General features: G+C 71.4%; 21 protein-coding genes. 5 read left to right on the top strand and 16 right to left on the bottom strand.

Features of this window, described 5'->3' with window-relative positions; all coding sequences use genetic code 11:
- Positions 1-33: 33 nt before the first annotated feature.
- Entirely contained in the window at positions 34-888 is an 855-nt protein-coding gene (locus AB0I06_RS09335; RefSeq protein ID WP_363118153.1) for a methyltransferase domain-containing protein, read from the top strand.
- 140 nt (positions 889-1,028) lie between these two features.
- On the opposite strand, the gene ffh is transcribed toward AB0I06_RS09335, so the two are convergent.
- The 5 genes from ffh to AB0I06_RS09360 form a co-directional block, all read right to left on the bottom strand.
- A complete protein-coding gene (gene ffh, locus AB0I06_RS09340; protein WP_363118154.1) occupies positions 1,029-2,579 on the bottom strand; it encodes a signal recognition particle protein in 1,551 nt (516 codons plus the stop codon).
- Between the two features lie 81 nt (positions 2,580-2,660).
- Positions 2,661-5,108 (bottom strand): [protein-PII] uridylyltransferase, encoded by a 2,448-nt coding sequence (locus tag AB0I06_RS09345; protein ID WP_363118155.1) that lies wholly within the window; start codon positions 5,106-5,108, stop codon positions 2,661-2,663.
- A gap of 37 nt (positions 5,109-5,145) precedes the next feature.
- Positions 5,146-5,484, bottom strand: a complete 339-nt coding sequence (locus AB0I06_RS09350) for a P-II family nitrogen regulator (protein WP_030231663.1) — start codon at positions 5,482-5,484, stop codon at positions 5,146-5,148.
- Positions 5,481-6,821, bottom strand: coding sequence for an ammonium transporter (locus AB0I06_RS09355; RefSeq protein ID WP_363118156.1), 1,341 nt, complete (start codon positions 6,819-6,821; stop codon positions 5,481-5,483). The genes AB0I06_RS09350 and AB0I06_RS09355 overlap by 4 nt, the downstream gene beginning before the upstream one ends.
- A gap of 337 nt (positions 6,822-7,158) precedes the next feature.
- Complete coding sequence (locus tag AB0I06_RS09360) at positions 7,159-8,655, bottom strand: hypothetical protein (RefSeq protein ID WP_363118157.1); 1,497 nt, start codon at positions 8,653-8,655, stop codon at positions 7,159-7,161.
- A gap of 446 nt (positions 8,656-9,101) precedes the next feature.
- On the opposite strand from AB0I06_RS09360, the gene AB0I06_RS09365 reads away from it, so the two are divergent.
- Positions 9,102-9,767: a bifunctional DNA primase/polymerase gene (locus tag AB0I06_RS09365; protein ID WP_363118158.1), complete on the top strand. Its 666-nt coding sequence runs from the start codon at positions 9,102-9,104 to the stop codon at positions 9,765-9,767.
- Positions 9,768-9,880: 113 nt separating this feature from the next.
- Here AB0I06_RS09365 and ftsY read toward each other — a convergent pair whose 3' ends face one another.
- A complete protein-coding gene (gene ftsY / locus AB0I06_RS09370; RefSeq protein ID WP_363118335.1) occupies positions 9,881-11,080 on the bottom strand; it encodes a signal recognition particle-docking protein FtsY in 1,200 nt (399 codons plus the stop codon).
- Positions 11,081-11,230: 150 nt separating this feature from the next.
- On the opposite strand from ftsY, the gene AB0I06_RS09375 reads away from it, so the two are divergent.
- Complete coding sequence (locus AB0I06_RS09375; protein WP_363118159.1) at positions 11,231-12,202, top strand: LLM class flavin-dependent oxidoreductase; 972 nt, start codon at positions 11,231-11,233, stop codon at positions 12,200-12,202.
- Between the two features lie 132 nt (positions 12,203-12,334).
- Here AB0I06_RS09375 and AB0I06_RS09380 read toward each other — a convergent pair whose 3' ends face one another.
- The 4 genes from AB0I06_RS09380 to AB0I06_RS09395 form a co-directional block, all read right to left on the bottom strand.
- Positions 12,335-13,753, bottom strand: coding sequence for a sugar porter family MFS transporter (locus tag AB0I06_RS09380; RefSeq protein ID WP_363118160.1), 1,419 nt, complete (start codon positions 13,751-13,753; stop codon positions 12,335-12,337).
- Between the two features lie 222 nt (positions 13,754-13,975).
- The gene (gene smc, locus AB0I06_RS09385; protein WP_363118161.1) at positions 13,976-17,554 is read right to left on the bottom strand and encodes a chromosome segregation protein SMC; all 3,579 of its coding nucleotides are present in this window, start codon (positions 17,552-17,554) and stop codon (positions 13,976-13,978) included.
- A 212-nt stretch (positions 17,555-17,766) separates the two neighbouring features.
- Complete coding sequence (locus tag AB0I06_RS09390) at positions 17,767-17,970, bottom strand: hypothetical protein (protein WP_030852030.1); 204 nt, start codon at positions 17,968-17,970, stop codon at positions 17,767-17,769.
- Positions 17,971-18,348: 378 nt separating this feature from the next.
- Positions 18,349-18,630 carry an acylphosphatase gene (locus AB0I06_RS09395; RefSeq protein WP_363118162.1) on the bottom strand — a complete coding sequence of 94 codons (282 nt, stop codon included), beginning with the start codon at positions 18,628-18,630 and terminating at the stop codon, positions 18,349-18,351.
- 161 nt (positions 18,631-18,791) lie between these two features.
- Between AB0I06_RS09395 and AB0I06_RS09400 the strand changes: the two genes are divergently transcribed.
- On the top strand, positions 18,792-19,973 hold the full coding sequence (locus tag AB0I06_RS09400; protein ID WP_363118163.1) for a CAP domain-containing protein: 1,182 nt from the start codon (positions 18,792-18,794) through the stop codon (positions 19,971-19,973).
- Positions 19,974-19,988: 15 nt separating this feature from the next.
- On the opposite strand, the gene AB0I06_RS09405 is transcribed toward AB0I06_RS09400, so the two are convergent.
- Positions 19,989-20,573 carry a flavodoxin family protein gene (locus AB0I06_RS09405; protein WP_363118164.1) on the bottom strand — a complete coding sequence of 195 codons (585 nt, stop codon included), beginning with the start codon at positions 20,571-20,573 and terminating at the stop codon, positions 19,989-19,991.
- 107 nt (positions 20,574-20,680) lie between these two features.
- Between AB0I06_RS09405 and AB0I06_RS09410 the strand changes: the two genes are divergently transcribed.
- Positions 20,681-21,079 (top strand): helix-turn-helix domain-containing protein, encoded by a 399-nt coding sequence (locus AB0I06_RS09410; RefSeq protein ID WP_363118165.1) that lies wholly within the window; start codon positions 20,681-20,683, stop codon positions 21,077-21,079.
- Here AB0I06_RS09410 and mutM read toward each other — a convergent pair.
- The 5 genes from mutM to AB0I06_RS09435 all read right to left on the bottom strand — a co-directional run bounded on the left by mutM (position 21,069) and on the right by AB0I06_RS09435 (position 24,906).
- Entirely contained in the window at positions 21,069-21,929 is an 861-nt protein-coding gene (gene mutM / locus AB0I06_RS09415; protein WP_363118166.1) for a bifunctional DNA-formamidopyrimidine glycosylase/DNA-(apurinic or apyrimidinic site) lyase, read from the bottom strand. The genes AB0I06_RS09410 and mutM overlap by 11 nt on opposite strands.
- 104 nt (positions 21,930-22,033) lie before the next feature.
- Positions 22,034-22,843, bottom strand: a complete 810-nt coding sequence (gene rnc, locus AB0I06_RS09420; RefSeq protein ID WP_363118167.1) for a ribonuclease III — start codon at positions 22,841-22,843, stop codon at positions 22,034-22,036.
- A 49-nt stretch (positions 22,844-22,892) separates the two neighbouring features.
- Positions 22,893-23,066: a 50S ribosomal protein L32 gene (gene rpmF / locus AB0I06_RS09425; RefSeq protein ID WP_003951102.1), complete on the bottom strand. Its 174-nt coding sequence runs from the start codon at positions 23,064-23,066 to the stop codon at positions 22,893-22,895.
- Between the two features lie 2 nt (positions 23,067-23,068).
- On the bottom strand, positions 23,069-23,719 hold the full coding sequence (locus AB0I06_RS09430; RefSeq protein WP_363118168.1) for a YceD family protein: 651 nt from the start codon (positions 23,717-23,719) through the stop codon (positions 23,069-23,071).
- Between the two features lie 128 nt (positions 23,720-23,847).
- Complete coding sequence (locus tag AB0I06_RS09435; RefSeq protein WP_363118169.1) at positions 23,848-24,906, bottom strand: cell division initiation protein; 1,059 nt, start codon at positions 24,904-24,906, stop codon at positions 23,848-23,850.
- Positions 24,907-25,021 lie beyond the last annotated feature (115 nt).

Here is a 25,021-nt window from a genome sequence, read left to right on the forward strand (position 1 = left end):
GAGGCAACTCTCGGCGGATTGGGGCGCTTACTTATGACACCAACGCTCGTGCGGCAGCACCTGCCTCATGCGGGGCCCGCACCCCGCGTGGATGTGCGTGCACGCGCGCGTGACTGGTCCGAGATCCAGGAGCGGATGCTCGTACCGCTCTATGAGGCCGTCTACGAGCGACTGGAGGTGGGTCCCACCACGCGGCTGCTCGGCCTCGGCTGCGGTTCCGGACTCGCCCTGCTGATGGCCGCCGCCCGGGGAGCGGCGGTCACCGGTGTCGACACATCCCCCGAAAGAATGGCCCTGGCGCGGGAGCGACTGCTCCCCGAGGCGTCGGGCGCGCGTGCGCGTACGGGCACGCGGCTGGTCGACGGATCGCCCCGGGACGCCGGCAGGCCCGGCGCCGCGGGCTACACCCTGCTGACGGCGTTCGAGCCGATCGGGTGCCTGGCGGGCGACTCGGAGGGGCTGAGCGGGCAGCTCACGGAGGCGACACCGCTCGCCGAGCGGGGCGCGGCCGTGGTGCTGGCCGGCTGGGGCCCGCCGGAACGCTGCGCCACCGCGTCGGTGATGCGGGTGGCCACGAAGCTGGCGGAGCCGGAACGCACCTCGGGCAGCTGGCGTCCGGCCCTGCGCGACGACCTGGAGGACGTCGCGCGGCGGGCCGGGCTGAAACCGGACGGCTCGGGCCGGGTGGCCTGCCCCTTCGGCTACGCCGACGTGGACAGCGCGGTGCGCGGACTGAAGTCGACCGGTCTGTTCGACGCGGCGATGACGGCGACCGACCAGGCGCAGGTAGACAAGGAGCTCACCGAGGCCCTGCACCCGCACCAGCGTCGGGACGGCACGGTGTGGATGCCGAACGTGTTCCGGTATCTGATCGCCCGGACGCCCTGACGCTCCCAGCGGCAGCGGCAGCGTCCTGAGAGGAGCCGTACATCCGGAAGCCCGTGAACGACTGACGTGAACCGCCGGAAAAGCCGCTGAGGGCGCCCCTTCGAGAAGGGCGCCCTCAGCGGCTTTTCCAGGACGGACCGTCAGCCCATGAACTTCTTGAACTCGTCGGGCAGTTCGAAGTCCTTGGCGCCCTGCTGGGGCAGCCCGAAGGCGCCGCCGCCCTCGGCCGCGGCGGCCCGGCGGGCGGCCTCCTCCTGCTCCTGCTGCTTGCGCTTCATCGGGTTGCCGGAGCGCTGCTTGCCCTTGGCCTGCTTCTGCTTCTTCTTGGTCCGGCCGGGACCGCCGCCCATGCCGGGCATCCCCGGCATCCCGGGCATGCCGCCGCCCTGGGCCATGCGGGACATCATCTTGCGGGCCTCGAAGAACCGCTCCACCAGGTTCTTCACGGCGCTGACCTCGACGCCGGAGCCCTTGGCGATCCGGGCGCGGCGCGAGCCGTTGATGATCGTCGGCTCCTGGCGCTCGGCCGGGGTCATCGACTTGATGATGGCGGCCGTGCGGTCGACGTCGCGCTCGTCGAGGTTCTGGATCTGCTCCTTCATCTGGCCCATGCCCGGCAGCATGCCGAGCAGCTTGGAGATGGAGCCCATCTTGCGGACCTGCTCCATCTGGGCCAGGAAGTCGTCCAGGGTGAAGTCCTGGCCCTTCTTGGACGCCAGCTTGGAGGCCATCTTCTCGGCCTCTTCCTGGCTGAACGTCTTCTCCGCCTGCTCGATCAGGGTGAGCAGGTCACCCATGTCGAGGATGCGGGAGGCCATCCGGTCAGGGTGGAACGCGTCGAAGTCGTCGAGCTTCTCGCCGTTGGAGGCGAACATGATCGGCTTGCCGGTGATCTGCCGGATCGACAGGGCGGCACCACCGCGGGCGTCGCCGTCGAGCTTGGAGAGCACCACGCCGTCGAAGCCGACGCCGTCGCGGAAGGCCTCGGCGGTGTTGACCGCGTCCTGGCCGATCATCGCGTCGACGACGAACAGGATCTCGTCCGGGGAGACGGCGTCGCGGATGTCCGCGGCCTGCTGCATCATCTCCTGGTCGATGCCGAGACGGCCGGCGGTGTCCACGATCACGATGTCGTGGACCTTGGTCTTCGCGTGCTCGATGGAGTCCTTGGCGACCTTGACCGGGTCACCGACGCCGTTGCCCGGCTCGGGGGCGTAGACCGCGACACCGGCACGCTCGGCGACCACGCTGAGCTGGTTGACGGCGTTGGGGCGCTGGAGGTCACAGGCGACGAGCAGCGGTGAGTGGCCCTGCTCCTTCAGCCAGTGGCCGAGCTTGCCCGCGAGGGTGGTCTTACCGGCACCCTGAAGACCCGCCAGCATGATCACGGTGGGCGGCTGCTTGGCGAAGCGCAGGCGCCGGGTCTCGCCGCCGAGGATCGTGACGAGCTCGTCGTTGACGATCTTCAGAACCTGCTGGGCCGGGTTCAGCGCCTTGGAGACCTCGGCGCCGAGGGCACGCTCCTTGACGTTCTTGATGAACGTCCGCACGACCGGGAGCGCCACGTCCGCCTCGAGGAGCGCGATCCGGATCTCGCGCGCCGTGGCGTCGATGTCCGCCTCGGAGAGCCGTCCCTTGCCGCGCAGGTTCTTGAAGGTCGCTGAGAGGCGATCGGAGAGAGTATCGAACACGGCGCTCGCGGTCCTCGGGGTCGGTGGCTACTGGGAATCGCCCTCCAGGGTATCCCGGCGCGACAAGTCGCCGGGTCGGCCTCACCCCCGCAGTGTCTCCTCCAGCTTCCGCGCCACCGAGGCCGCCTCGTCCCCCGGCAGGGGCGCGCCCTCCGGCCCGGTCACGTAGAAGGCGTCGACGGCGTTGGCGCCGAGCGTGGAGACGTGCGCGCTGCGCACCCGTACGGTCGCGTCCTCCAGGGCGCGGCCGATGCGGAACAGCAGCCCGGGCGCGTCCTGGGAGCGGACCTCGATGACGGTGGCCAGCCGGGAGGCGGCCGGATGGACGGAGACCCGGGCCGCCGGCGCGATCACGCCCCGGCGGCGCGGATAGGCCGCGTCCCGTTCGGCGAGGCGGCCGGCGATGTCCAGGGAGCCGTCCAGGGCCCGGACCAGGTCCGCGCGCAGCCGGGCGGCCTGCGGCAGCGAGCCGTACTCGGCGGCGACCCGCCAGTCCAGCAGCAGCACGGAGCCGTCGAGGCCGTCCGGCAGGTGCACGGAGCGCAGCTCGGCGGTGCGCACGGTCAGCCGGTGCATGGCGAGGACTCCGGCCACCGCGGGCAGCACCCCGGGCTGGTCGGGTACGGCGATGAGCAGCTCCACGCCGAGCGGCTCGGGGTCGCCGGACGGCTCCTGCCCGGCGGGCGGCTCGGTCTGGGCCCGCAGCGAGAGCACCGGGCTGCCCGTGGCCGCCGCCTCCAGGGCGAGCCGCTCCTGCTCGGCGGTGGGCGCGGCCTCCTCGGGATCGTCCGGGGCGTCCCCGGCGAGCACCGCCGAGACCCGTTTGACCAGGTCGGCGACGAGCGAGCCACGCCAGGACGACCAGGCGGCCGGCCCGGTCGCGAGCGCGTCGGCCTCGGTGAGCGCGTGCAGCAGCTCCAGGGTGCCCTGGGAGCCGACGGCCTCGGCGACGGAGCGCACGGTGGCCGGATCCTCCAGGTCACGCCGGGTGGCGGTGTCGATGAGCAGCAGGTGGTGCCGTACGAGGGCGGCGATGACGCTCACGTCGTGGCGGTCGAAGCCGATGCGGGCGGCCACGTCCTTGGCGATGATCTCGCCGGCGACCGAGTGGTCCCCCGGCCAGCCCTTGCCGATGTCGTGCAGCAATGCGGCGACCAGCAGCAGGTCGGGTCGGCTGACCCGGCGGGTGAACTCGGAGGCACGCACCGCCGTCTCGATCAGGTGCCGGTCGACGGTCCACAGGTGCACGGCGTTGCGCTGCGGACGGCAGCGGACCCGCTCCCAGTCGGGCAGCAGCCGGGTGATCAGTCCCTCGGCCTCCAGCGCCTCCCACACCTCGATGGTGGGGCGGCCCGAGCCGAGCAGGGTGACGAGCTGTTCGCGAGCCTCGGCGGGCCAGGGTGTGGGCAGCGGGCGCACGGTGGCCGCCAGGCGCCGTACGGCGTGCAGGGAGAGCGGGAGTCCGGCCTGGGCGGCGGCGGCCGCGGCGCGCAGCGGCAGCACCGGGTCGCGTTCGGGGCGTGCGGCGCGGGCGAGCACCACCTCGCCGTCCTGCTCCACCACGCCCTCGGCCAGCGGTGACCGCTCGGTGGTCGGCTTCCCGCCGCCCAGCATGGCGCGCAGCCGGGGCCGCACGGCGCGTGAACGCAGCACGCGCCCCATCTCGCGCCAGGTGACGTCGCTGGCGTACGAGACGAGCCGGGCCGCCTCGTACACCTGGCGCAGCAGGGCGTCCGCGTCGAGCAGGCCGAGCTCGGCGGCCACCTGGTCCTGCTCCTGGAGGGCGAGCCGGTCGGTCGCGCGCCCGGTGGCCAGGTGCAGGGCGTCCCGGACGTCGAGGAGGCGGCGCCGGGCGTCGGCGAGGCCCTCGCGGGGGGCGTCGGCGAGCCAGGAGGCGGCGACGGCGCGCAGGGCGGTGGCGTCCCGCAGCCCGCCGCGGGCCTCCTTGAGGTCGGGCTCCAGCAAGTACTGCAACTCGCCCTGGCGTTCGGCGCGCTCGGCGCACAGTTCCTGGAGTTCGGGCAGGCGTTTGGGCGCCTGGTTGCGCCAGTCGGCCAGGACGGCCGTGCGCAGCGAGGAGGTGAGGCCGAGGTCGCCGGCGATGTGCCGGGCGTCCAGCAGGCCGAGCTGCACCTTGAGGTCCTCGCCGGCGGTCTTGCGGGCCTCGGCGGGTGTGCGCACGGAGTGGTCGAGGTCCAGGCCCAGGTCCCAGACGGGGTACCAGAGCCGGTCGGCGAGGGCCGCGACCGCCTTGGTGTCGCTCCCGTCGTGCAGCAGGAGCAGGTCGAGGTCGCTGCGCGGGGACAGCTCACCGCGTCCGTAGCCGCCGACGGCGACCAGGGAGGCACCGCGCAGTCCCTCCGAACCCGCCGCGAACAGACCGGTCAGCCATTCGTCGGTGAGCTCGGCCAGGGCCGCACGGCGCGGCGGCCCGGACCGCGCCTCCTCGGTGAGGAGACGCAGCCGGGCCGCCGCGTAGCCGCTGGGTCCCGAGTCCTCTGCTTCCTTCTGCACGTCCGTACCCGTCACCCGGCGACTCCTGTTCCGTTGTCCTGTCCCAAGGCCTTCAGAGCGCGTCGGGACCGCGCTCGCCGGTCCTGACCCGTACGGCCGTCTCGACCGGGATGGACCAGACCTTGCCGTCACCGATCTTGCCGGTGCGGGCGGCCTTGACCACCACGTCGATCAGCTGCTCGGCGTCGTCGTCCTCGACCAGGACCTCGATGCGGATCTTGGGGACCAGGTCGACGGTGTACTCGGCGCCTCGGTAGACCTCGGTGTGGCCCCGCTGACGACCGTAGCCGCTGGCCTCGGTGACCGTCAGGCCGTGTACTCCGAAGGCCTGGAGGGCCTCCTTGATCTCGTCGAGCCGGTGCGGCTTCACGACGGCGGTGATGAGCTTCATGCGTCCACCTTCTTGCTCGCGGCTGCGGCGACGGGGGCCGTGACGGCCGTCTTGGCGGCACCGCCACCGGCGCCGCTGAAGTCGTATGCGGTCTCGGCGTGCTCGGCCTGGTCGATGCCGGCGACCTCGTCGTCCTCGGGGACCCGCATGCCGATGGTCTTGTCGAGGACGAAGGCGAGGATCGCGGAGACGATCAGGGAGTAGGCGAGCACCGCGAAGACACCGGCGCACTGCTTCCAGAACTGGGTCAGGCCGCCGCCGTAGAAGAGGCCCTCGACGGTGGACTGGCCCTTGCCGCTGGCGAAGAGGCCGATCAGCAGGGAGCCGAGGACACCGCCGACCAGGTGGACGCCGACGACGTCGAGGGAGTCGTCGTAGCCGAACTTGTACTTCAGGCCGACGGCCATGGCGCACAGCACACCGGCGATGGCGCCGACGGCGATCGAGCCGAGCGGGGTGACCGCGCCGCCGGCCGGGGTGATGGCGACCAGGCCCGCGACCGCGCCGGAGGCGGCACCGAGGGTGGTGAACGCGCCGTGGCGGATCTTCTCGTAGATCAGCCAGGCCAGCATGGCGGCGGCGGTGGCGACCTGGGTGTTGACGAACATCAGCGCGCCGACGCCGTCGTCGTTGCCGAGCCAGGAGCCGGCATTGAATCCGAACCAGCCGAACCACAGCAGACCGGCGCCGAGCATGACCAGCGGGAGGCTGTGCGGGCGCATCGGGTCCTTCTTGAAGCCGACGCGCTTGCCGATGACGAGGATCACGCCGAGGGCCGCGGCACCCGCGTTGATGTGCACGGCCGTACCACCGGCGAAGTCGATGACGCCCAGCTCGAAGGCCCAGCCGCCGGCGCCCCAGACCCAGTGCGCGACCGGGAAGTAGACGACCGTGGCCCACAGGGTGATGAACAGCGCCCAGGCGCTGAACTTCACGCGGTCCGCGAGGGCGCCGCTGATCAGGGCGGGCGTGATGATCGCGAACATCAGCTGGAAGACCAGGAACACGAAGACCGGAATCGTGTAGCCGGGCCACAGCTCCGTCAGGCCGATGTTGCCGAGGCCGACCCAGTCGGAGTTCCAGCCGATGAGGCTGCCGGAGTCGGTGCCGAACGCCAGGGAGAAGCCGTACAGCACCCACAGGATGGTGACGATCCCGAGGCTGATGAAGCTCATCATCAGCATGTTCAGGGTGCTCTTGACGCGGACCATGCCTCCGTAGAAGAAGGCCAGACCCGGCGTCATGAGCATCACCAGGGCGGAACAGATGAGCATGAACCCTGTGTTCGCGGCAGAGAGCTTGGGCGCCTCTGCGGCAAGGGTGATGGCTGGTGCCATCGGCGTCTCCTCGTCATTGGTACGGCCCCGTGCGGGCGAAGCCTCGAGCGGAATGAGGGGTGGGCCGGTTATGCGCCACGAGATTGGCGCAGCGCGGTTTCGGTCGAAGCCCCTCGTTGTTTCGTGGCCGTGACGAAGGCGCGTGTCGTGTTACGCCTCGATGAACTGCCGGATTACGGGCGCGCCGATCGTTATCGTGGCGCAACCTTCGGTTTCAGGCAGCCGGGGGCACACAGACCGGCCGCGGTCGGCCTTCCGATGACCTGGCATGGGGGAGCCGAGTCGGGCAGTTCGGGAGGGCCGGCCGCGGCCGGGGTTCCGGGGGTGGTACGGCTGCTCAGACCGCCTCGGCGGTCTCGGGCAGTTCGGCGGCGAGCCGCTCGGTGAGGTCGACGACCTCGCCCAGGTCGCCGAAGTCACGGGCGGCGGTGTCCACCGTCTTGCGGATGCGGGTGTTGACGCGCTCGGAGCGGACCTTCTTGGCGACCTGCATGGCCTCGGTGGCGAAGACCGCGCTCTGCTCGGGCTCGCGCTGGAGCAGGTGCACCGTGGCCATGCCGATGAGGTTCAGTGCGTACGACCGCTGGTGCTCACCGTCCTCGGCGAAGAGCTCCACGGCCCGCCGCATCAGCGGTTCGGCCAGCGAGGCGTACGTGGGGCTGCGGCCGGCGACATAGGCCAGGTCGCGGTAGGAGTGGGAGTTCTCGCCGTACAGCTCGGCCTCGGAGAAGAAGCGGATCCAGTCGGGATCCGGCTCGTCCCACTCGGCGGCCTCGGAGAAGGTGTCCTCGGCCATGCGCACCGCCCGCTTGCACTTGCCGGGCTGCCCCATGTTGGCGTAGGCGCGGGCCTCCATCGCATACAGCATCGACTGGGTGCGCGGGCTGGCGCAGTCGCGGCTGCCGTACTGCGCGAGGTGGATCAGCTCCAGCGCGTCGTCGGGCCGGCCGAGGTGGATCATCTGGCGGCTCATGCTGGACAGCACGTACGAGCCCAGCGGCCGGTCGCCGGCCTCCTTGGCGGCGTGCAGCGCGAGGACGAAGTACTTCTGCGCGGTCGGCTGGAGCCCGATGTCGTAGGACATCCAGCCGGCCAGCTCGGCGAGTTCGGCGGCGACCTTGAACAGCCGTCGCGTGGTGGACTCGGGCTGGGGCTCCTGGAGGAGGTCCGTCACCTCGTGCAGCTGGCCGACGACCGCCTTGCGGCGCAGGCCGCCGCCGCATTGGGCGTCCCACTGGCGGAACATCACCGTCGTGGACTCCAGGAGGTCCAGCTCGGGCTTGGAGAGCCGGCCGCGGGCGCGTCCGGAACCGCCCGCGGGCTCGGGCTCGGAGCGCGGGGCCGGGGGCGAGGGCACGAGCCAGCGCTGCATGGGCTCGATGAGGGCCGGGCCCGCGGACAGGACCAGCGAGCTCCCGAGGAAGCCGCGCCGCGCCAGCATGAGGTCGCTGCGCGAGAACTCGCTGAGCAGGGCCACGGTCTGCGGGCCCGTCCACGGCAGGTCGACGCCGGTCGCGGAGGGCGACTGGCGCGCGGTGCGCAGGCCCAGGTCCTCGACGGAGACGACGACGCCGAAGCGCTCGGAGAACAGCTCGGACAGGATCCTGGGGATCGGCTCGCGGGGGTTCTCGCCGTCGAGCCAGCGGCGCACGCGGGAGGTGTCCGTGGAGATGTGGTTGGCGCCCAGCTGACGTGCCCTGCGGTTGACCTGGCGGGCGAGCTCACCCTTGGACCAGCCGCTGCGTACGAACCAGGAGGTGAGCAGCTCGTTCGGGCGCTTGTCGGCGTGCGTCGCGCCCACAGCGTTCGTTCCGCTTCCGCCGTTGCCGCTCACTGGAACGCCCCCATCCCTGAGACCACTTGTCGCCGAAGTGCGCCAAGCCCTATCAGCATGCCGGTAAGTGCGGCCGTCCGTCCGGCCCTTGTCACCCATCGAACGGAATGACGACTTGCCTCCGGCATACCCACGAGTGCATGTGCCCCCAGGACTCGTGCACACAAAGTAATCCTACGATCACCCGTCCAGCCACGGCTCACACGGAAACGCCACCATTCGCCACCCCATCGAATGAACTCCTGTACGGCTGGGCGCGATTCACTTGACACAGCACGACCAAGAGCGGGTGCAGCGATGCACTCGGGGGCGCGCGTCGCCGGGCACACCACCTCGGGCGCATCCGGGCGCCGACTGAACCGTCCGTCACCGGGAAGGCGGAAACAGAGAGTCACGCATCGCGTCCGCAGCGTAACCACCGGCGTGACGGACCCGTTGGAGGGGGCATGGGCTTCACGATCGGCATCAGCCGAGGCATGCGCGACATCCGGTCCGGCTCACGCCGCCGCGGCCGCGCGTCGGACGGCACGGCCGTGGCCGAGTACACCGGGCTGTGGGGCTGGGACGTGGTGCCGGGCGCCCGCGCCTCGGCCGGTGCCTGCTCCTGCGGTCGCGGCGACTGCCCGGCACCGGGCGCGCACCCGCTGGACTTCGCCCCGGTGATCGCCGCCGGGGCCACCCTGGACGACGTGACCGAGACATGGGGCGAATTCCCCGGCGCCTCGGTGATGCTGCCGGTGGGCCGGGCCTTCGACGTCATCGAGGTCGCGGAGCCCGCCGGCTGCCGGGCACTGGCCCGGCTGGAGCGCATGGGCCTGCCCGTCGGCCCGGTCGCCGCGACCCCCGACGGCCGTGCGCACTTCTTCGTCGCCCCCGGCGCCGCCGCCGACCTGCCCGGTCTGCTCTACCGCATGGGCTGGGACGACCCGGACTCCCTCGACCTGCGCGGCCTCGGCCCGGGCACGCACATCACCGCGCCGCCGTCCGACCGGGGCGGCCTGGGCCCGGTGCGCTGGCTGCGCTCCCCCGCCCTGGACTCGGCGTCCCGCCCGCCGGAGGCCCGCCTGGTGCTGGGCACGCTGGCGTACGTGGCCCACCGCTCACGGGCCTAGCTGGTCGCGGCAGGGAACACACAGCGAAGCGCCCGACCCCGGCCGGACCCCGGGGCGGGCGCTTCGCTGTGCGCGTGCGGCTTTCGCGGGTGAAACCTCGGCGGGTGCCGAGCTCACTCTCCGATAAGGGCGTCAACGAACGCCTCCGGCTCGAACGGCGCGAGGTCGTCCGCGCCCTCGCCGAGCCCGATGAGCTTGACCGGGACGCCCAGCTCACGCTGGACGGCGATCACGATGCCGCCCTTGGCCGTGCCGTCGAGCTTGGTGAGCACGATGCCCGTGATGTTGACGACCTCGGCGAAGACCCGGGCCTGGACGAGGCCGTTCTGGCCGGTGGTGGCGTCCAGGACGAGCAGCACCTCGTCGACCGGGGCCTGCTTCTCGACGACCCGCTTGACCTTGCCGAGCTCGTCCATGAGGCCGGTCTTGGTGTGCAGGCGGCCGGCGGTGTCGATGAGCACGACGTTCGCGCCCATCTCCTTGCCCTCCTTGACCGCGTCGAAGGCCACGGAGGCGGGGTCGCCGCCCTCCGGCCCGCGCACGGTGTGGGCGCCCACGCGCTCGCCCCAGGTCTGGAGCTGGTCGGCGGCGGCGGCCCGGAAGGTGTCCGCCGCGCCCAGGACCACGCTCTGGCCGTCGGCGACCAGGACGCGGGCGAGCTTGCCGGTGGTGGTGGTCTTGCCGGTGCCGTTGACGCCGACGACCATCACGATGCCGGGCTTGCGGTCCTCGGGCTCGGTCTTCACCGCCCGGTCCATGTCGCGGCCCACCAGCGTGACCAGTTCCTCACGGAGCAGGGTGCGCAGTTCCTCGGGGGTGCGGGTGCCGAGCACCTTCACGCGCTCGCGCAGCCGGTCGACCAGTTCCTGGGTGGGCTGCACACCGACGTCGGCGGTGAGCAGCGTGTCCTCGATCTCCTCCCAGGTGTCCTCGTCGAGGTGCTCACGCGACAGCAGGGTGAGCAAGCCCTTGCCGAGGGCGTTCTGCGAGCGGGAGAGCCGGCTCCGCAGCCGGACCAGCCGGCCGGCGGTGGGTTCCGGGATCTCGATCGCGGGCGCTTCGGCGGGCGGCTCCTCGACTACGACCGGAGCCGAGCCGTCCGGGAGATCCACCTCCTCTATCGTGCGCCGCGGTTCCTCCCGCGGCGTCTCGGCCTCTTCGCCGACGTGCGGCTCGGCCGGTGGGGCGGTGATGTCGGGCGCTGCGGGCGGGGGCGGGGGCAGCTGCTTCTTGCGCCGGCTGCCGACGACGAGCCCGCCGAGCGCGCCGATCACGACCACGGCGATGACTACAGCAAGGATGACGATGTCCATAACGCGTCCAGTATCAGTCATGGGGCCCCGGGTCACCCTGCTCGCACCGCCCCGGAAGGCCGAGGGCCGCCCGATCTCCCCACCCCTGGTTGTCTGACGCTACGTCAGCTACCGTCCTCCCGACACGCCGCCCGGCGGAGGGAGACGCCCATGCCCGTCACGGTCGTACGGTTCAACCTCGTCGCTCCCGGGGCCGGCCCCGCCGAGCTCGGAGCCCGGTACCGGGCGGCCCTGGAGATGGCCGCGTACGCCGACGACCGGGGCGTGAGCACCGTGCAGACGGAGGAGCACCACGGGGCCGGGAACAACTGGCTGCCGTCGCCGTTCGTCTTCGCGGGAGCCGTCTTCGGCGCCACCCGGCGGATCGTGGTCACCGTCTCCGCGATCATCGGCCCGCTGCACGACCCGCTGCGGCTGGCCGAGGAGATCGCCGTGCTGGACCTGCTGAGCGGCGGACGGCTGGTGACGGTCGCCGGGATCGGGTACCGGCCGCAGGAGTACGACCTGTTCGGTGTGGACTTCGCCCGGCGCGGCAGGCTCCAGGACGAGCTGCTGGAGACGCTGCCGAAGGCATGGACGGGCGAGCCCTTCTCCTACCGGGGCCGCACGGTCCGCGTCACGCCGCGGCCCTGCACCGAACCGCACCCGCTGCTGCTGGTCGGCGGCTCGTCCCGGGCCGCCGCCCGCCGCGCCGCCCGGCTCGGCCTGCCCTTCTTCCCCAGCGCCCATCTGCCCGAGCTGGAGGCGTACTACAAGGAGCTGCTCGTCGAGTACGGCACCGAGGGCTGGGTGATGATGCCGGCCGCCGAGACGCCCCTGCTGCACGTGGCCGAGGACCCGGACCGGGCCTGGGCGCGCTACGGGCGGCACTTCCTGCACGAGGCGCGGACGTACGCCGCCTGGCAGGCGGGCGGGGTGCGCTCGGCGGTGAGGTCGGCCGCGACGACGGTCGAGGAGCTGCGCGCGGAGGGGGTGTACCGGATCCTCGCGCCGGAGCAGTGCGTGTCCCTGGGCCTGGACTCCTATGTCGTGCATCCGCTGGCGGGCGGGATGCCGGTGGAGGAGGGGTGGCGGAGTCTGCAGCTGTTCTGCGAGCGGGTACTGCCGGGCCTGGGAGGCTGAGCGGGCCGGCCTCATCGTCTGCCGAGACGGACCACCGCCCCGGCTCGGGCAGTGGCCGAACCGGGGCGGTGGCGGGTTACGGGGAGAGGGCAGCGGGGACTTTGGCCTTCTCCCCGAGTACGCGGGACGGGCCTAGCCCATCTCCTCCAGGGACTTGCCCTTCGTCTCCTTGACGAACTTCAGCACGAACGGGATCGAGAGCGCGGCGAACGCGGTGTAGATCACGTACGTCGCGGAGAGGTTCCAGTCGGCCAGCGACGGGAAGCTCGCGGTGATGGCCCAGTTGGCGATCCACTGCGCCGCGGCGGCCACGCCCAGGGCGGCGGCACGGAGCCGGTTGGGGAACATCTCGCCGAGCATGACCCAGACGACCACGCCCCAGGACAGGGCGAAGAAGAGGACGAAGATGTGCGCGGCGATCAGGGCGATCCAGCCCTGCGTGGCCGGCAGCTTGCCGTCGACCAGGTGGTGCGAGAACGCCCAGGCCTCCAGCGCGAGGCCGATGACCATGCCGACCGAGCCGATGATCGCGAGCGGTCGGCGTCCGACGCGGTCGACGAAGATCATCGCGATCACGGTGCCGAGGATGTTGATGATCGACGTGGTGAAGGAGTAGAAGAACGAGTCCGTCGGGTCGACACCGACCGACTGCCACAGCGTCGAGGAGTAGTAGAACGCGACGTTGATGCCGACGAACTGCTGGAAGACCGACAGGCCGATGCCGACCCAGACGATCGGCTTGAAGAAGAAGCCGCCACCGAGCAGGTCCTTGAAGCTCGACCGGTGCTCGCTCTTCATGGCGCCCTCGATCTCGGCGACCCGGGCGTCGAGGTCCACGTCCTTGCCCTCGACCTCAGTGAGGATCTCGCGGGCGCGCTCGTGCTTGCCGACGGAGATGAGGAAGCGGGGGGACTCGGGGATGGCGAAGGACAGCAGCCCGTAGAGGACGGCCGGGACGACCATGACGCCGAGCATGACCTGCCAGGCCTCCAGGCCCATCAGCTTGCCGCGCTGGTCACCGTCGGCGGCGTTCAGCAGACCCCAGTTGACCAGCTGCGAGACGGCGATGCCGATCACGATCGCGGCCTGCTGGAAGGAGCCGAGCCGGCCGCGGTAGGCGGGCGGGGCGACCTCGGCGATGTAGGCCGGGCCGATCACGGAGGCCATGCCGATGGCGAAGCCGCCGACGACCCGCCAGAAGGCGAGGTCCCACAGCGCGAAGGGCAGGGCGGAGCCGACGGCGCTGATGGTGAAGAGCACCGCGGCGATCTGCATGCACCGGATACGGCCGATGCGGTCGGCTATGCGGCCGGCGGTGGCGGCACCGATGGCGCAGCCGATGAGGGCGATGGCGATGACCTGGGCGAGGGCCGCGGAGCCGACGTCGTAGCGGTCGCGGATGGCCTCGACGGCGCCGTTGATCACGGAGCTGTCGTAGCCGAAGAGGAAACCGCCCATGGCGGCCGCCGCCGCGATGAAGATGACGTGCCCGAGATGATCGGGGTGAGCCGTTCTGGCTCCGGACTTGGGTGCCTGCGCTGTGCTGGTCACGTGTACTCCTCGGGCCACCGGCAACGCTGCCGGAGGGGGTCAGCCCTTCGAGGTCCACCTGAAGGTACCTGAAGGTAAAAGGAACGTTGCCGAGACTATGTCTTCAAGTTTCGAAGTCAATAGGCGGCTCCTGTGATTCCGATGCAGGAGTGTGTCAGCTATGTGTTCAAGAATTGAAGTCACTGAGGAGCCGCAGGTGAGACGGGTGTACAGCCCACGCATCTAGCGGAGGCGCTGGCTGATGACCTTCGACACACCGTCGCCCTGCATGGAGACGCCGTAGAGCGCGTCGGCGACCTCCATCGTGCGCTTCTGGTGGGTGATCACGATCAGCTGGGAGGCTTCCTGGAGCTCCTGCATGATCCGGATGAGCCGCTGGAGGTTGGTGTCGTCGAGGGCGGCCTCGACCTCGTCCATGACGTAGAACGGGCTGGGCCGTGCCTTGAAGATCGACACGAGCATCGCCACCGCCGTCAGCGACCGCTCCCCGCCCGAGAGCAGCGACAGCCGCTTGACCTTCTTGCCCGGCGGACGCGCCTCGACGTCCACGCCCGTGGTGAGCATGTTGTCGGGGTCCGTCAGCACCAGCCGCCCCTCACCGCCGGGGAACAGCCGGCTGAAGACGCCCTCGAACTCCCGGGCGGTGTCGCGGTAGGCCTCGGTGAAGACCTGCTCGACGCGCTCGTCGACCTCCTTCACCACCTGGAGGAGATCCGCCCGCGTCTTCTTCAGGTCCTCCAGCTGCTCGCTGAGGAACTGGTGGCGTTCCTCCAGCGCCGCGAACTCCTCCAGGGCGAGCGGATTCACCTTGCCGAGCTGCTGGTAGGCACGCTCGGCCGCCTTCAGGCGCTTCTCCTGCTCGGCCCGGAGATACGGCCGGGGCTGGTTGCGCGGGTGCTCCGGGTCCTCCGGCAGCTCCTCGCCCTCGGCGGGGGGCGAGGGCGGCACGAGTTGACGCGGACCGTACTCCGCCACCAGCCCGGCCGGTTCGACACCCAGCTCCTCCAGCGCCTTGGTCTCCAGCTGCTCGATGCGCAGCCGCTTCTCGGCGCCGAGTACCTCGCCACGGTGGACCGAATCCGTCAACTTGTCGAGCTCGGCCTTCAGATCGCGCCCTTCGGTGCGGGCACGGACGAGTTCCTGCTCCCGGCGGGCCTTGGCGGCCTCGGCCGCGGTGCGCTCCTCGTCGGCCCTGGCCAGGGAGACCTCGACGTGGGCGAGCAGTTGCCGGGCACCCGAGCCGACGGCCTCGGCGACGGCCGCCTCGTGCCGCAGCCGGGCCCGCCGCTGCTCGGCACGCGCGCGTGCCTCACGCTCCGCGCGGGCGGCCCGGTCCAGCGAGTCGGCCCGCCCGGCCAGGCCCTTGACGCGCTCCTCGTGGGTACGGACCTGGAGGCGGGCCTCCATCTCGGTCTGGCGGGCGTTGGCGCCGTCGGCGGCGAGCCGGTCGCGCGCGGAGGTGTCGGGCTCCTCCTCGATCGGCATCTCCTCGGCGACGGCGAGCCGCTCGGCGAGTTCCTCGACCTCCTCGAGCGCCTTGTCCAGGGCCTCCTGCGCCCGGGCCGCGGCGGCGGTGGCGCGCTCCGCCTCGCCGGTGGCCCCGCGCGCCTGGCCCGCGAGCCGTCCGAGCTGCTGGGCGACGGCGGACTTCTCCCGGTCGGCGGCCCGGCGCCGCTCCCCCAGCTCCTCGACCAGCGCGGCGGCGTCCCTGCGTCGGTCGACGGCCGCGTGCTGGGCCTCGGTGAGCTCCTCGCAGCGCACGGCGAGCTCCTCCAGCTCCGCTGCCGCCTCGTCGACGGAGGCCTGCACCTCCAGGAGGCTGGGTGCGCCGGCGGAGCCGCCGTGGGCGAAGTGGGCGCCCAGGAGGTCGCCTTCGGCGGTGACCGCGGTGAGGCCGGGGTGGGCGTAGACGAGGGCTTCGGCGTCTTCGAGGGTGCTGACGACGACGATGCCGTGCAGGAGCCTGCGGACGGCCGGCATCAGGTCGGAGGGGCCGCGGACCATGTCCGCGGCGTAGGTGTGCCGCGCGTCTGCCGGTTCGTCGTGGCCGGCCGCGCGGTTCTCCGCGCCCCTGGGGTGAGCATCACCCGCCAGGAGCAGAGTCGCCCGGCCTCCGTCCTGTTTGCGCAGGAGCCTGATCGCGTCCGCGGCCGACGACGGGCTGGTCACTGCGACCGCGTCCGCCGCCGCCCCGAGCGCCGCTGCCAGAGCGATCTCGTGGCCCGGGGCCACCGTCAGGAGCTCCGCCGCCGGGCCGAGCAGGCCGGAGAGGCGGTCCTTGGCCGCGAGCAGTATCCCGGTGCCGTCCTTGCGGCGCAGGCCGAGGGCGAGGGTCTCGTGGCGGGCCTGGGTGGCGGCGCGTTTCCGCTCCGCCGCCGTGGCCTCCTCGCGGGCCGCCGTGAGGGCGGCCTCGGCCTCGGTGAGCCGTTGTTTCGCTTCCTCGTGCCGGTCCGCGAGTTCCGCGTCACCAGCGTCGAGACCGTCGACCTCGGCCTTGAGGGCCTCGTACTCCTCCTGGGCGGTGACGGCACGTTCCTTCGCCTCGTCGCGGGCGGCGGCCAGGCGTTCGATCTCGGCCTGGGCGGAGGCCGCACGGGAACGGGCGGCGTTGACCTGGCCGCTGAGCCGGGCCAGGCCCTCGCGCCGGTCGGCGATGGCGCGGGCGACGTCCTTCAGGCGCCGCTCCTCCTGGGCGAGCGCGCGCTCCAGCTCGGCACGGTGGGCAACCGTGTCCTCCAGGGCGCGTTCGGCCGCTTCCAGGGCCGCCTCCAGCTCGGCCTCCTGCTCACGGATGCGGGCGGCCTCGCGCTCCATGTCCTCGGGGTCGCGGCCACGCCGCTCCTCGGGCGGCGCGGAGGTGGCGCTCTTCACGCGGGCGTCGGCGAGCGAGATCGTGCCGCGCACCCGTTCGGCGAGCTGGGAGAGCTCGTACCAGGTCTGCTGGGCGCGCTGGAGCCGCGGGGTGAGCTGCCGTACCTCGTCCTCCAGGAGGGCCTCGCGCTGGAGCGCTCTGCGCAACTGCTGCTCGGCGTCCTCCTTGCGCTGCTTCAGCGCGGCCTCGTCGGCGACCTCGGCGTCCAGGGCCTCCCGGAGCCGGACGAGGTCGTCGGCGAGGAGGCGCAGACGGGCGTCGCGCAGGTCGGCCTGGATGACGGCGGCCCTGCGGGCGACGGCGGCCTGGCGGCCGAGGGGCTTGAGCTGTCGCCGCAGTTCGTCGGTGAGGTCCTGCACGCGGGCGAGGTTGGCCTGCATCGCGTCCAGCTTCCGCAGCGCCTTCTCCTTGCGCTTGCGGTGCTTCAGGACGCCGGCCGCCTCCTCGATGAAGGCGCGGCGGCCCATGGGATCGGCGTGCAGCACGGAGTCGAGCTGGCCCTGCCCGACGATCACGTGCATCTCTCGGCCGATGCCGGAGTCGGAGAGCAGTTCCTGGATGTCGAGGAGACGGCAGGTGTCCCCGTTGATCTGGTACTCGCTGCCGCCGTTGCGGAACATGATCCGCGTGATGGTGACCTCGGCGTACTCGATGGGCAGGGCCCCGTCGGAGTTGTCGATGGTCAGGGACACCTCGGCGCGGCCCAGCGGGGGGCGGCCGGTGGTCCCGGCGAAGATGACGTCCTCCATCTTGCCGCCGCGCAACGACTTGGCGCCCTGCTCGCCCATGACCCAGCTGAGCGCGTCGACGACGTTGGACTTGCCCGAGCCGTTCGGTCCGACGACGCACGTGATCCCCGGCTCGAACCGGAGGGTGGTCGCAGAGGCGAACGACTTGAACCCGCGGAGGGTCAGGGCCTTGAGGTGCACGCCGCCGGACTCTACCGCCCGGGTCGGTCTCACTCCATGAACCCGCGGTTTCGCCGCTGAACGCGCAGGGCACATCAGACGTTAAAGACGGTGAAAGGATGCGGGGGCAAGAAAGAAGGGACGCCGACAGGGCGTCCCTTGCACTTCTGACAACTAGGCGGTTGTGACGGGCGGCCCAACCACTGCTGTGCTTTTGTGGAGCGGTGCAGTGATCAGGTGAGCGCAGGCTCCGCCTGGTGTGCGTCAACGCTCTCCATGATCCTGTCGTGAGAAGCGGCAGCCGTCAGCGCTTCGTTCTCCGCCTGGATTCGTCCGAGCTCGGATTCCAGGTCCTGGACGCGCTGCTGGAGCCGTCGCATCTCGGCGAGGAGTCGAGGGTCGGAGCCGCCGACGTAACCGAGAAGCGCCTTTGCCATGATGGATGGTCCTCCACAATGCGTGACCGACCGCTGCGGTGTGGGTCGTGAGGGATTCGCACCCGCGGTCTTGGCAGGGCCTGGAGTTGTGCTGCCGTTCAGCCATGCCAAACAGCTAAGGTGCGCGGGGCTTTCAGCGTCTCACCAAAAAGTTTGACGGTCAACACGATCACGCCCCGTATTGGGGGGTGACCCGGGCGCGCGCGGCCTGGACCGGCCGTACTGCGGCTTCTGCGGGGCCCTCGGGGCGTGGCGATCATCCTTGCGTGTGGAGCCTGCCCAGGCAAGCGGTTCTGGCAATCACCAGCAAGTTTCCGTTCGGAGCGGCCGCCCGGGCCCCGCCCCCGGGCGGCCTCGGCAGCCGCCCGGCGTGAGTGATCAGCGGACGGCGAAGCCCTCGTAGCCGCCGCGCGGTGTGTCCCAGATCTCGGTGACGCCGTCCACGCGCCCGGGCGTGTCGTCGCTGCGGAGCCACTCCAGCAGCCCCTCGCAGCCCTCGCGACCGCCCTCGGCGACCACTTGGACCCGCCCGTCGCCCAAATTGAGAGCAAAGCCACTCAGGCCGCCGATCTCCAATGCCTTCGCCCGCGTGAACCAGCGGAAACCCACACCTTGGACGCGTCCACGCACCCAGGCGACCAATCGCACATCCTCGCTCATGACTGCAACCTAACCGCCCAATCTCCCTCCGGGCACTTCCTCCACTTGCGCCATGAGGTACCGTCCCCCCTCAACGAATCTCATATGAAACTCACACGATCGAGTGAGTTTGGTGTTGATCTCGAGGACGAGTCGACCGACAGGACGAGGAAGGCCAGGACATGGGACGCCACCGACGCTCGGACGCCGGCCGCGCCGCCACGGGCCGCGCCACGGGGAGCACCCACACCGACGGCTTCGCGGAGGTCCGCGATCCGCTGCGCTCCGGCGCGGACGACGCCCCGACGATGGGCATCGCGCCCTATCTGAACCCGGAGGCGTACGCCGACACCCACGCCCGGAGCGAGGCCTACCTGTTCGGGTCGGAGGCGTCCGCCGCGGCCGACCGCTTCGACGACACGGCCGTCTTCGCCGGTGACGGCTTCGCGAGCGACGGCTTCACGCCGGACGGCTTCGCCGGCGACGGTTTCACGCCGGACGGCGGCACCCGGCGGGCGGGGTCGCACCGCCGCCGCAAGAAGACCGCCCGGCCGGTGCGCACCGGACTGCTCGGCGTCTCCGCCGCCGTCGCCCTCGGCACGGTCGCGGTCGCCACGGGCGCCGTGCCCGGCCTCGACAACTACAAGCTCGGCGGGGGCGGCGGGGCCGACAAGGTCCAGGCCGGGGACACGCCGACGAACTCCCCGATCGAGCAGGGCGGCACCTCGGGCAGCGCCGACAGCCGGGACGACGCGCCCACCAGCCGGGACGCCCAGCGTTCGGTCTCGCCGTCGCCGTCCGCCTCGAAGTCGTCGGCCGCGCCGACCAAGACGCCGGAGAAGCCGGAGAAGACGGACAAGGCGCGGGAGAAGGCTCCGGAGAAGAAGGCGCCGGCGGCCACCCCGAGCGAGAAGCCGGCCGACACCCCCTCGCGCACGGCCACGAAGGCGCCGAGGAAGTCCGGCGCCTCCGCCGCCCTGTCCGGCGAGTCCGCCGCCGCAGCCCAGGTCCTCAGCCTCGTGAACGAGGAGCGGGCCAAGGTGGGCTGCAGCCCGGTCGCCGCCAACAGCGCCCTGACCGGCCTGGCCCAGAGCTACAGCGAGGACATGGCCGCGCGCGGCTTCTTCGACCACACCGACCCGGACGGCCGCACGCCGTGGGACCGGGCCGAGAAGGCCGGGATATCCAACCTCGGCGGCGAGAACATCGCCCGCGGCCAGGCCGACGCCGCGGCCGTGATGGACGCCTGGATGAACAGCCCCGGCCACCGCGCGAACATACTGAACTGCGACTTCAAGACGCTCGGCGTCGGTGTCGAGTTCGGTTCCGGCGGCCCCTGGTGGACGCAGAACTTCGGCTACTGACGCCCCTCACGACACTCAGGCGGCGGCCAGGCCCTTGAGGAACACCCTGGCCGTCTCCGTCACCCGGCGGCCCAGGTGCTCGGCGGTGGCGATGTCGGCCTTGTGGACGGCCTCCGGACCCTCGTCGGCGTTGGTCTGAGCGGCCGCGCCCACGAAGACCCCGAGACGGTTCAGGTCGTGCTCCGAGCCGGTGCTGCTGTTCCAGCCCGGGAGCAGACCGAGGCTGACCCAGTGCATGCCGAGCTGACCGGCGAGGATCTGGAAGTACTGCAGGGTATGCAGCTTGTCGCCGCTCTTGGACGCGGAGTTGGTGAAGCCCGCGGCCAGCTTGTCCTTCCAGGCCTGGGTCGCCCAGCGCTTCGACGTGGCCTCCGCGAAGACGTGGAAGGCGCCGGACGCGGTGCCCATGTAGGTCGGCGAGCCGAACACGATGGCGTCCGAGCGGTCGAGGATCGCCCACTGCTCCTCGGTGATCTCGTCGACCTTGATCAGGTGCACTTCGGCACCGGCCGCGACGGCACCGGCCCGGACGGCCTCGGCGATGACGGCGGTGTGGCCGTAGCCGGAGTGGTAGGCGAGAGAGACGACAGGGGTGGTCACGTGAGCGCTCCTGAGATAGGCAGGTCGATAACGATGACCAAAGGAAAGCACTAACTTCTGGTTAGTGCAACCTGTTGGTTAGCGCTGCGCTGACGTAGGCTGGGCACATGACCACCACCCAGGAGCGCACGGAGGGCGTCGACGACCTCCCGTACAACGTGTTCGCCAAGGCCTGTCCCTCGCGCGGCACGCTGGAGCACATCACGGGCCGCTGGGGCGGTCTCACGCTCGGCGCCCTGTACGAGGGCTCGCTGCGTTTCAACGAGCTGCGCCGCCGTGTCGACGGGGTGAGCGAGAAGATGCTGTCCCAGACGCTGCACGCCCTGGAGCGCGACGGCCTGGTCCACCGCGAGGCGCAGCCGACCAACCCGCCCCGGGTGGACTACGAGCTGACGCCGCTGGGACGCGCCGTGGCCGAGCGGCTGCTCGCCCTGATCCACTTCGTGGAGGGCAGCATGGACGAGGTCCTGGCCGCGCGCGAGCGGTACGACTCCGCTAGGGCGTGATCCGCGGCGGCCGCTGGCACGTCGGGCAGAAGTAGCTCGACCGGTTCATCCAGGGCCGCCGCCGCATGGGCGTGCCGCAGCGCCGGCAGGGCAGTCCCTCCCGGCCGTACGCGTCCAGGGACCGGTCGAAGTAGCCGGACTCGCCGTTGACGTTGACGTACAGGCTGTCGAAGCTGGTGCCGCCCACCGCGAGGGCCGCGTTCATCACGTCCCGCACGTGCCCCAGGAGCAGCAGGGTGCGCGGGCGCGTGAAGGTCGCGGTCGGGCGCTCGTAGTGGATGCGCGAGCGCCACAGCGCCTCATCCGCGTAGATGTTGCCGACACCGCTGATCAGCGACTGGTCGAGCAGCGCCCGCTTGATCGTGGACCGCTTGCGGCGCAGCGCCTGGTGGAAGGCCTCGTCGTCGAAGAGCGGGTCCAGCGGGTCGCGGGCGATGTGCGCGATGACGTCGGGCAGGCCGTCCGGGGTGTTCTCGTGCAGCGAGAGGCCGCCGAACGTGCGCTGGTCGACGAAGCGGAGCTCGGTCTCCTGCGCGTCGGTGAAGCGCACGCGGATGCGCAGGTGCTTCTCGTCCGGGGCGCTGTGCGGCTGGACCAGGAGCTGGCCGCTCATGCCGAGGTGGGCCAGGATCGACTGGTCCGTGTCCTCCAGGGGCAGCCACAGGTACTTGCCGCGGCGGCCGGGGACGCCGATGCGGTGGCCCTTCAGGCGGTGCGTGAAGTCATCGGCGCCCGCGAGGTGGCGGCGCACCGCGCGCGGGTGCAGCACCTCGGCCTCGGCGACCGTCCGGTGGGCGACCCACCGCTCGATTCCGCGCCGTACGACCTCGACCTCGGGCAACTCGGGCATGGGGTCCCCCGTCACGAACCTGTGGATGACGCGAGCGCCCGCCCCGGGCAGGGGCGGGCGCTCGGGTGCGCTGTGCGCGCCGCCCGGGTGCGGGCGGCGGCCGGTCAGCCGTCGACGCTGCCGTCGACGGCCGTGTGGGCGGCCTGCACGGCTGCCGTCTGCGTCGCCTCGGCGGCCTTCGCCGCCTTGGCGCGCTCGTCCGCCGCGGCCCGGATGGACCGCCATGCGGACTCGGCGGCCTGCTGCTCCGCCTCCTTCTTGCTGCGGCCGGTGCCGGTGCCGTACGAGACGCCTCCGACGCGGGCGGCAGCAGTGAAGGTCTTCTCGTGGTCGGGGCCGGTCTCCGTGACCAGGTACTCGGGGACGCCGAGCCCCTCGGTCGCGGTGAGCTCCTGGAGACTGGTCTTCCAGTCCAGGCCGGCTCCGAGGTTCGAGGATTTCTCGATCAGGGGGTCGAACAGGCGGTGCACGAGCTCCGCCGCCGATTCCAGACCCTGGTCCAGGTAGACCGCGCCGATCACCGCTTCAAGGGTGTCGGCGAGGATGGACGCCTTGTCCCGGCCGCCCGTGCCCTCTTCACCCCGGCCGAGCCGGATGAAGGAGCCCAGGTCGAGCCCGCGGCCCACTTCGGCGAGTGCACGCGAGTTGACCACCGCGGCCCGCAGTTTGGCCAGCTGGCCTTCAGGCAGGTCGGGGTGGGTGCGGTACAGCGTGTCCGTGACCACGAGGCCGAGGACGGAGTCCCCGAGGAACTCCAGGCGCTCGTTGGTCGGCAGACCGCCGTTCTCGTATGCGTACGACCGGTGGGTCAGTGCGCGCACCAGAAGGGCGGACTCGAGCTTGTAGCCGAGCCGCCCTTCCAGAAGCGTGTGGGACGAGGCCTGGTTGTTGTCCGCCGGAGCACTCCCGCTCACACGGGAAGACTTGTTCTTAGGCGTGGACACAGTGCCTCTCACCAGCCGCTCAGACCTCGAGGACCTGGCGCTTGTTGTAGGTGCCGCACGACGGGCACGCGATGTGCTGCTGCTTGGGCTCGTGGCAGCGCTCGCACGCAACCAGGGTGGGGACCGCAGCCTTCCACTGCGACCGGCGGTGGCGCGTGTTGCTGCGCGACATCTTCCGCTTCGGAACAGCCACGGCTACTTCTCCTGCTTCTCGTCGACGCCCGCTTCCGCGTCAGCGCCGCTGATCTCGTCCTTCTCGCCGTCCTTCATGGTGCCGGCGAGTCCCTGCAATGCCGCCCAACGGATGTCGACGGCGTCATGGTGGTGGTCCGGGTCGTCCGCCAGCCGCACGCCACACTCGGCGCACAGACCGGGGCAGTCTTCCCGGCACACCGGCTGCATCGGCAGTGCGAGCACCACCGCATCACGCAGCACGGGCTCGAGGTCGAACAAGCCGTCCTCGAGGAAGAGCCTGTCCTCGTCGTCCTCGGCGTCGTCGCCCGGTTCCGCGATCACGCGGCCCCGGTCGTCGGCGTCAGGGTACGAGAACATCTCCTGGAAATCCGCTTCGAGTTCCTGCTCGAGCGGCTCCAGACACCTTACGCACTCCCCCTCGGCCGTGGCACGGGCGGTGCCTGTGACGAGCACCCCTTCCATGACCGACTCCAGACGGAGTTCGAGCTCCACCGGGGCGCCTTCCGGCACTCCGATGACCCCCTTGAGACCGAGGTCCCGGGGAGCGTCGACCGTGCGGGTCAGGCGCTGGAGCGCACCAGGCCGCCGGCCCAGCTCGTGCGTGTCGAACACGAGGGGGTTGCGGTGGTCGAGGCGGGCGTTCAGAGCCATTCCTGCTTTCGATCTGTCGAGCTCGTGGGACCGCCGCCCTTCGGTGTTCCGGGCAGCGTTGATCGCGGACGTACACGCGACCGAAGAGCCAGGATACTGGACCTTTCGCTGTCGGCCCAATCCGGTGCTCAGCCCTGACCGCGACCCTGCTCGTAGGCCCGCAGCTGCTCGGCGCTGATCATGCCGGTGTCGAAGAGGCTGGTCTCGTCGAGGGCGTACTGCTGGTGCGCCTGGTGGCTCTGGTGCTCCTGCTGCGCCTGGTTCGGGTCGTAGGCGGCCTGCTGGGGGTCGTAGCCCTGGTAGGCGTAAGGATCGGCGTGCTGGTAGCCGTACGGGTCGGCCTGATCCGCGTAGGCCTGCTGCGGATAGCCGCCGTAGGGGTCGGCCTGCTCCCCGTAGCCGTAAGCCGGCTGGGGCTGGGCGTAGTCCTGCCGCTGGGCGGGGCGCTCGGCGGGCGCGGTCGGCTGCTCGGTGAGGGCGGCCAGGTCGGCGAGGTAGTCGGCGTCGCTGGAGTGCTGGATGGTGCTCGCGTCGTCCGCGAGGGCGCCGAGGTCGTCGGTGGCGATCCGGCCGTGCAGCTTCTGCCGGCCCCGGCCGACGGCCTCCAGCGTCTTGGCGAGGACCGCCTCGAAGGCGCCGAGCTTGACGTCGACGTACTCGTCGGCGCTGCGGCGCTGGGTCTGCGGGTCGTGGCTGCGCTCGGGGGCGTCCTCGTCCTCGTAGCCCTGCTCGTCGGTGCCGGGGCCGGTGCCCAGGAGCTTCTCGCGGCCCCGGCCGACGGAGCCCAGGGTCTTGGTGAGGACGACCTCGAAGTTGGCGAGCTTGGAGTCGACGTACTCGTCGGCCTCGGCGCGGATCTCCTCGGCCTCCTGGCGGGCCTCGGCGAGGATGCGGTCGGCCTCGGCCTGGGAGCGGCGGGCGATCTCGGTGCCGGAGATCAGCGAGCCCCGCTCGGCGTGCGCGCTCTCGATGATGCGCTGGGCCTCCTGGCGGGCCTGCTCGACCATCTCCTCACGGCCGCCGATCAGCTCCTGGGCCTGGGCGAGGGAGTCGGGCAGCGCCGCGCGCACCTCCTCCAGCATCGCGAGCAGTTCGGCGCGGTTGACCACGCACGAGGCCGACATGGGCATGGACCGGGCGCCGGAGATCGCGGAGACGATCTCGTCGAGCTTCTTCTGCACGTCCACCGTGTGCTCGCCACTCTCTACAGATGCGTTGGAGACGGACGGGACGACTGTACGGCCATGGGGTCGCCGCGGAACACCGGGTGACGGGCAGTCAGACCCCGGTGCGGCGCCCCGG

This window comes from Streptomyces sp. NPDC050674 (genome assembly GCF_040654575.1).
Classification (GTDB): Bacteria; Actinomycetota; Actinomycetes; order Streptomycetales; family Streptomycetaceae; genus Streptomyces.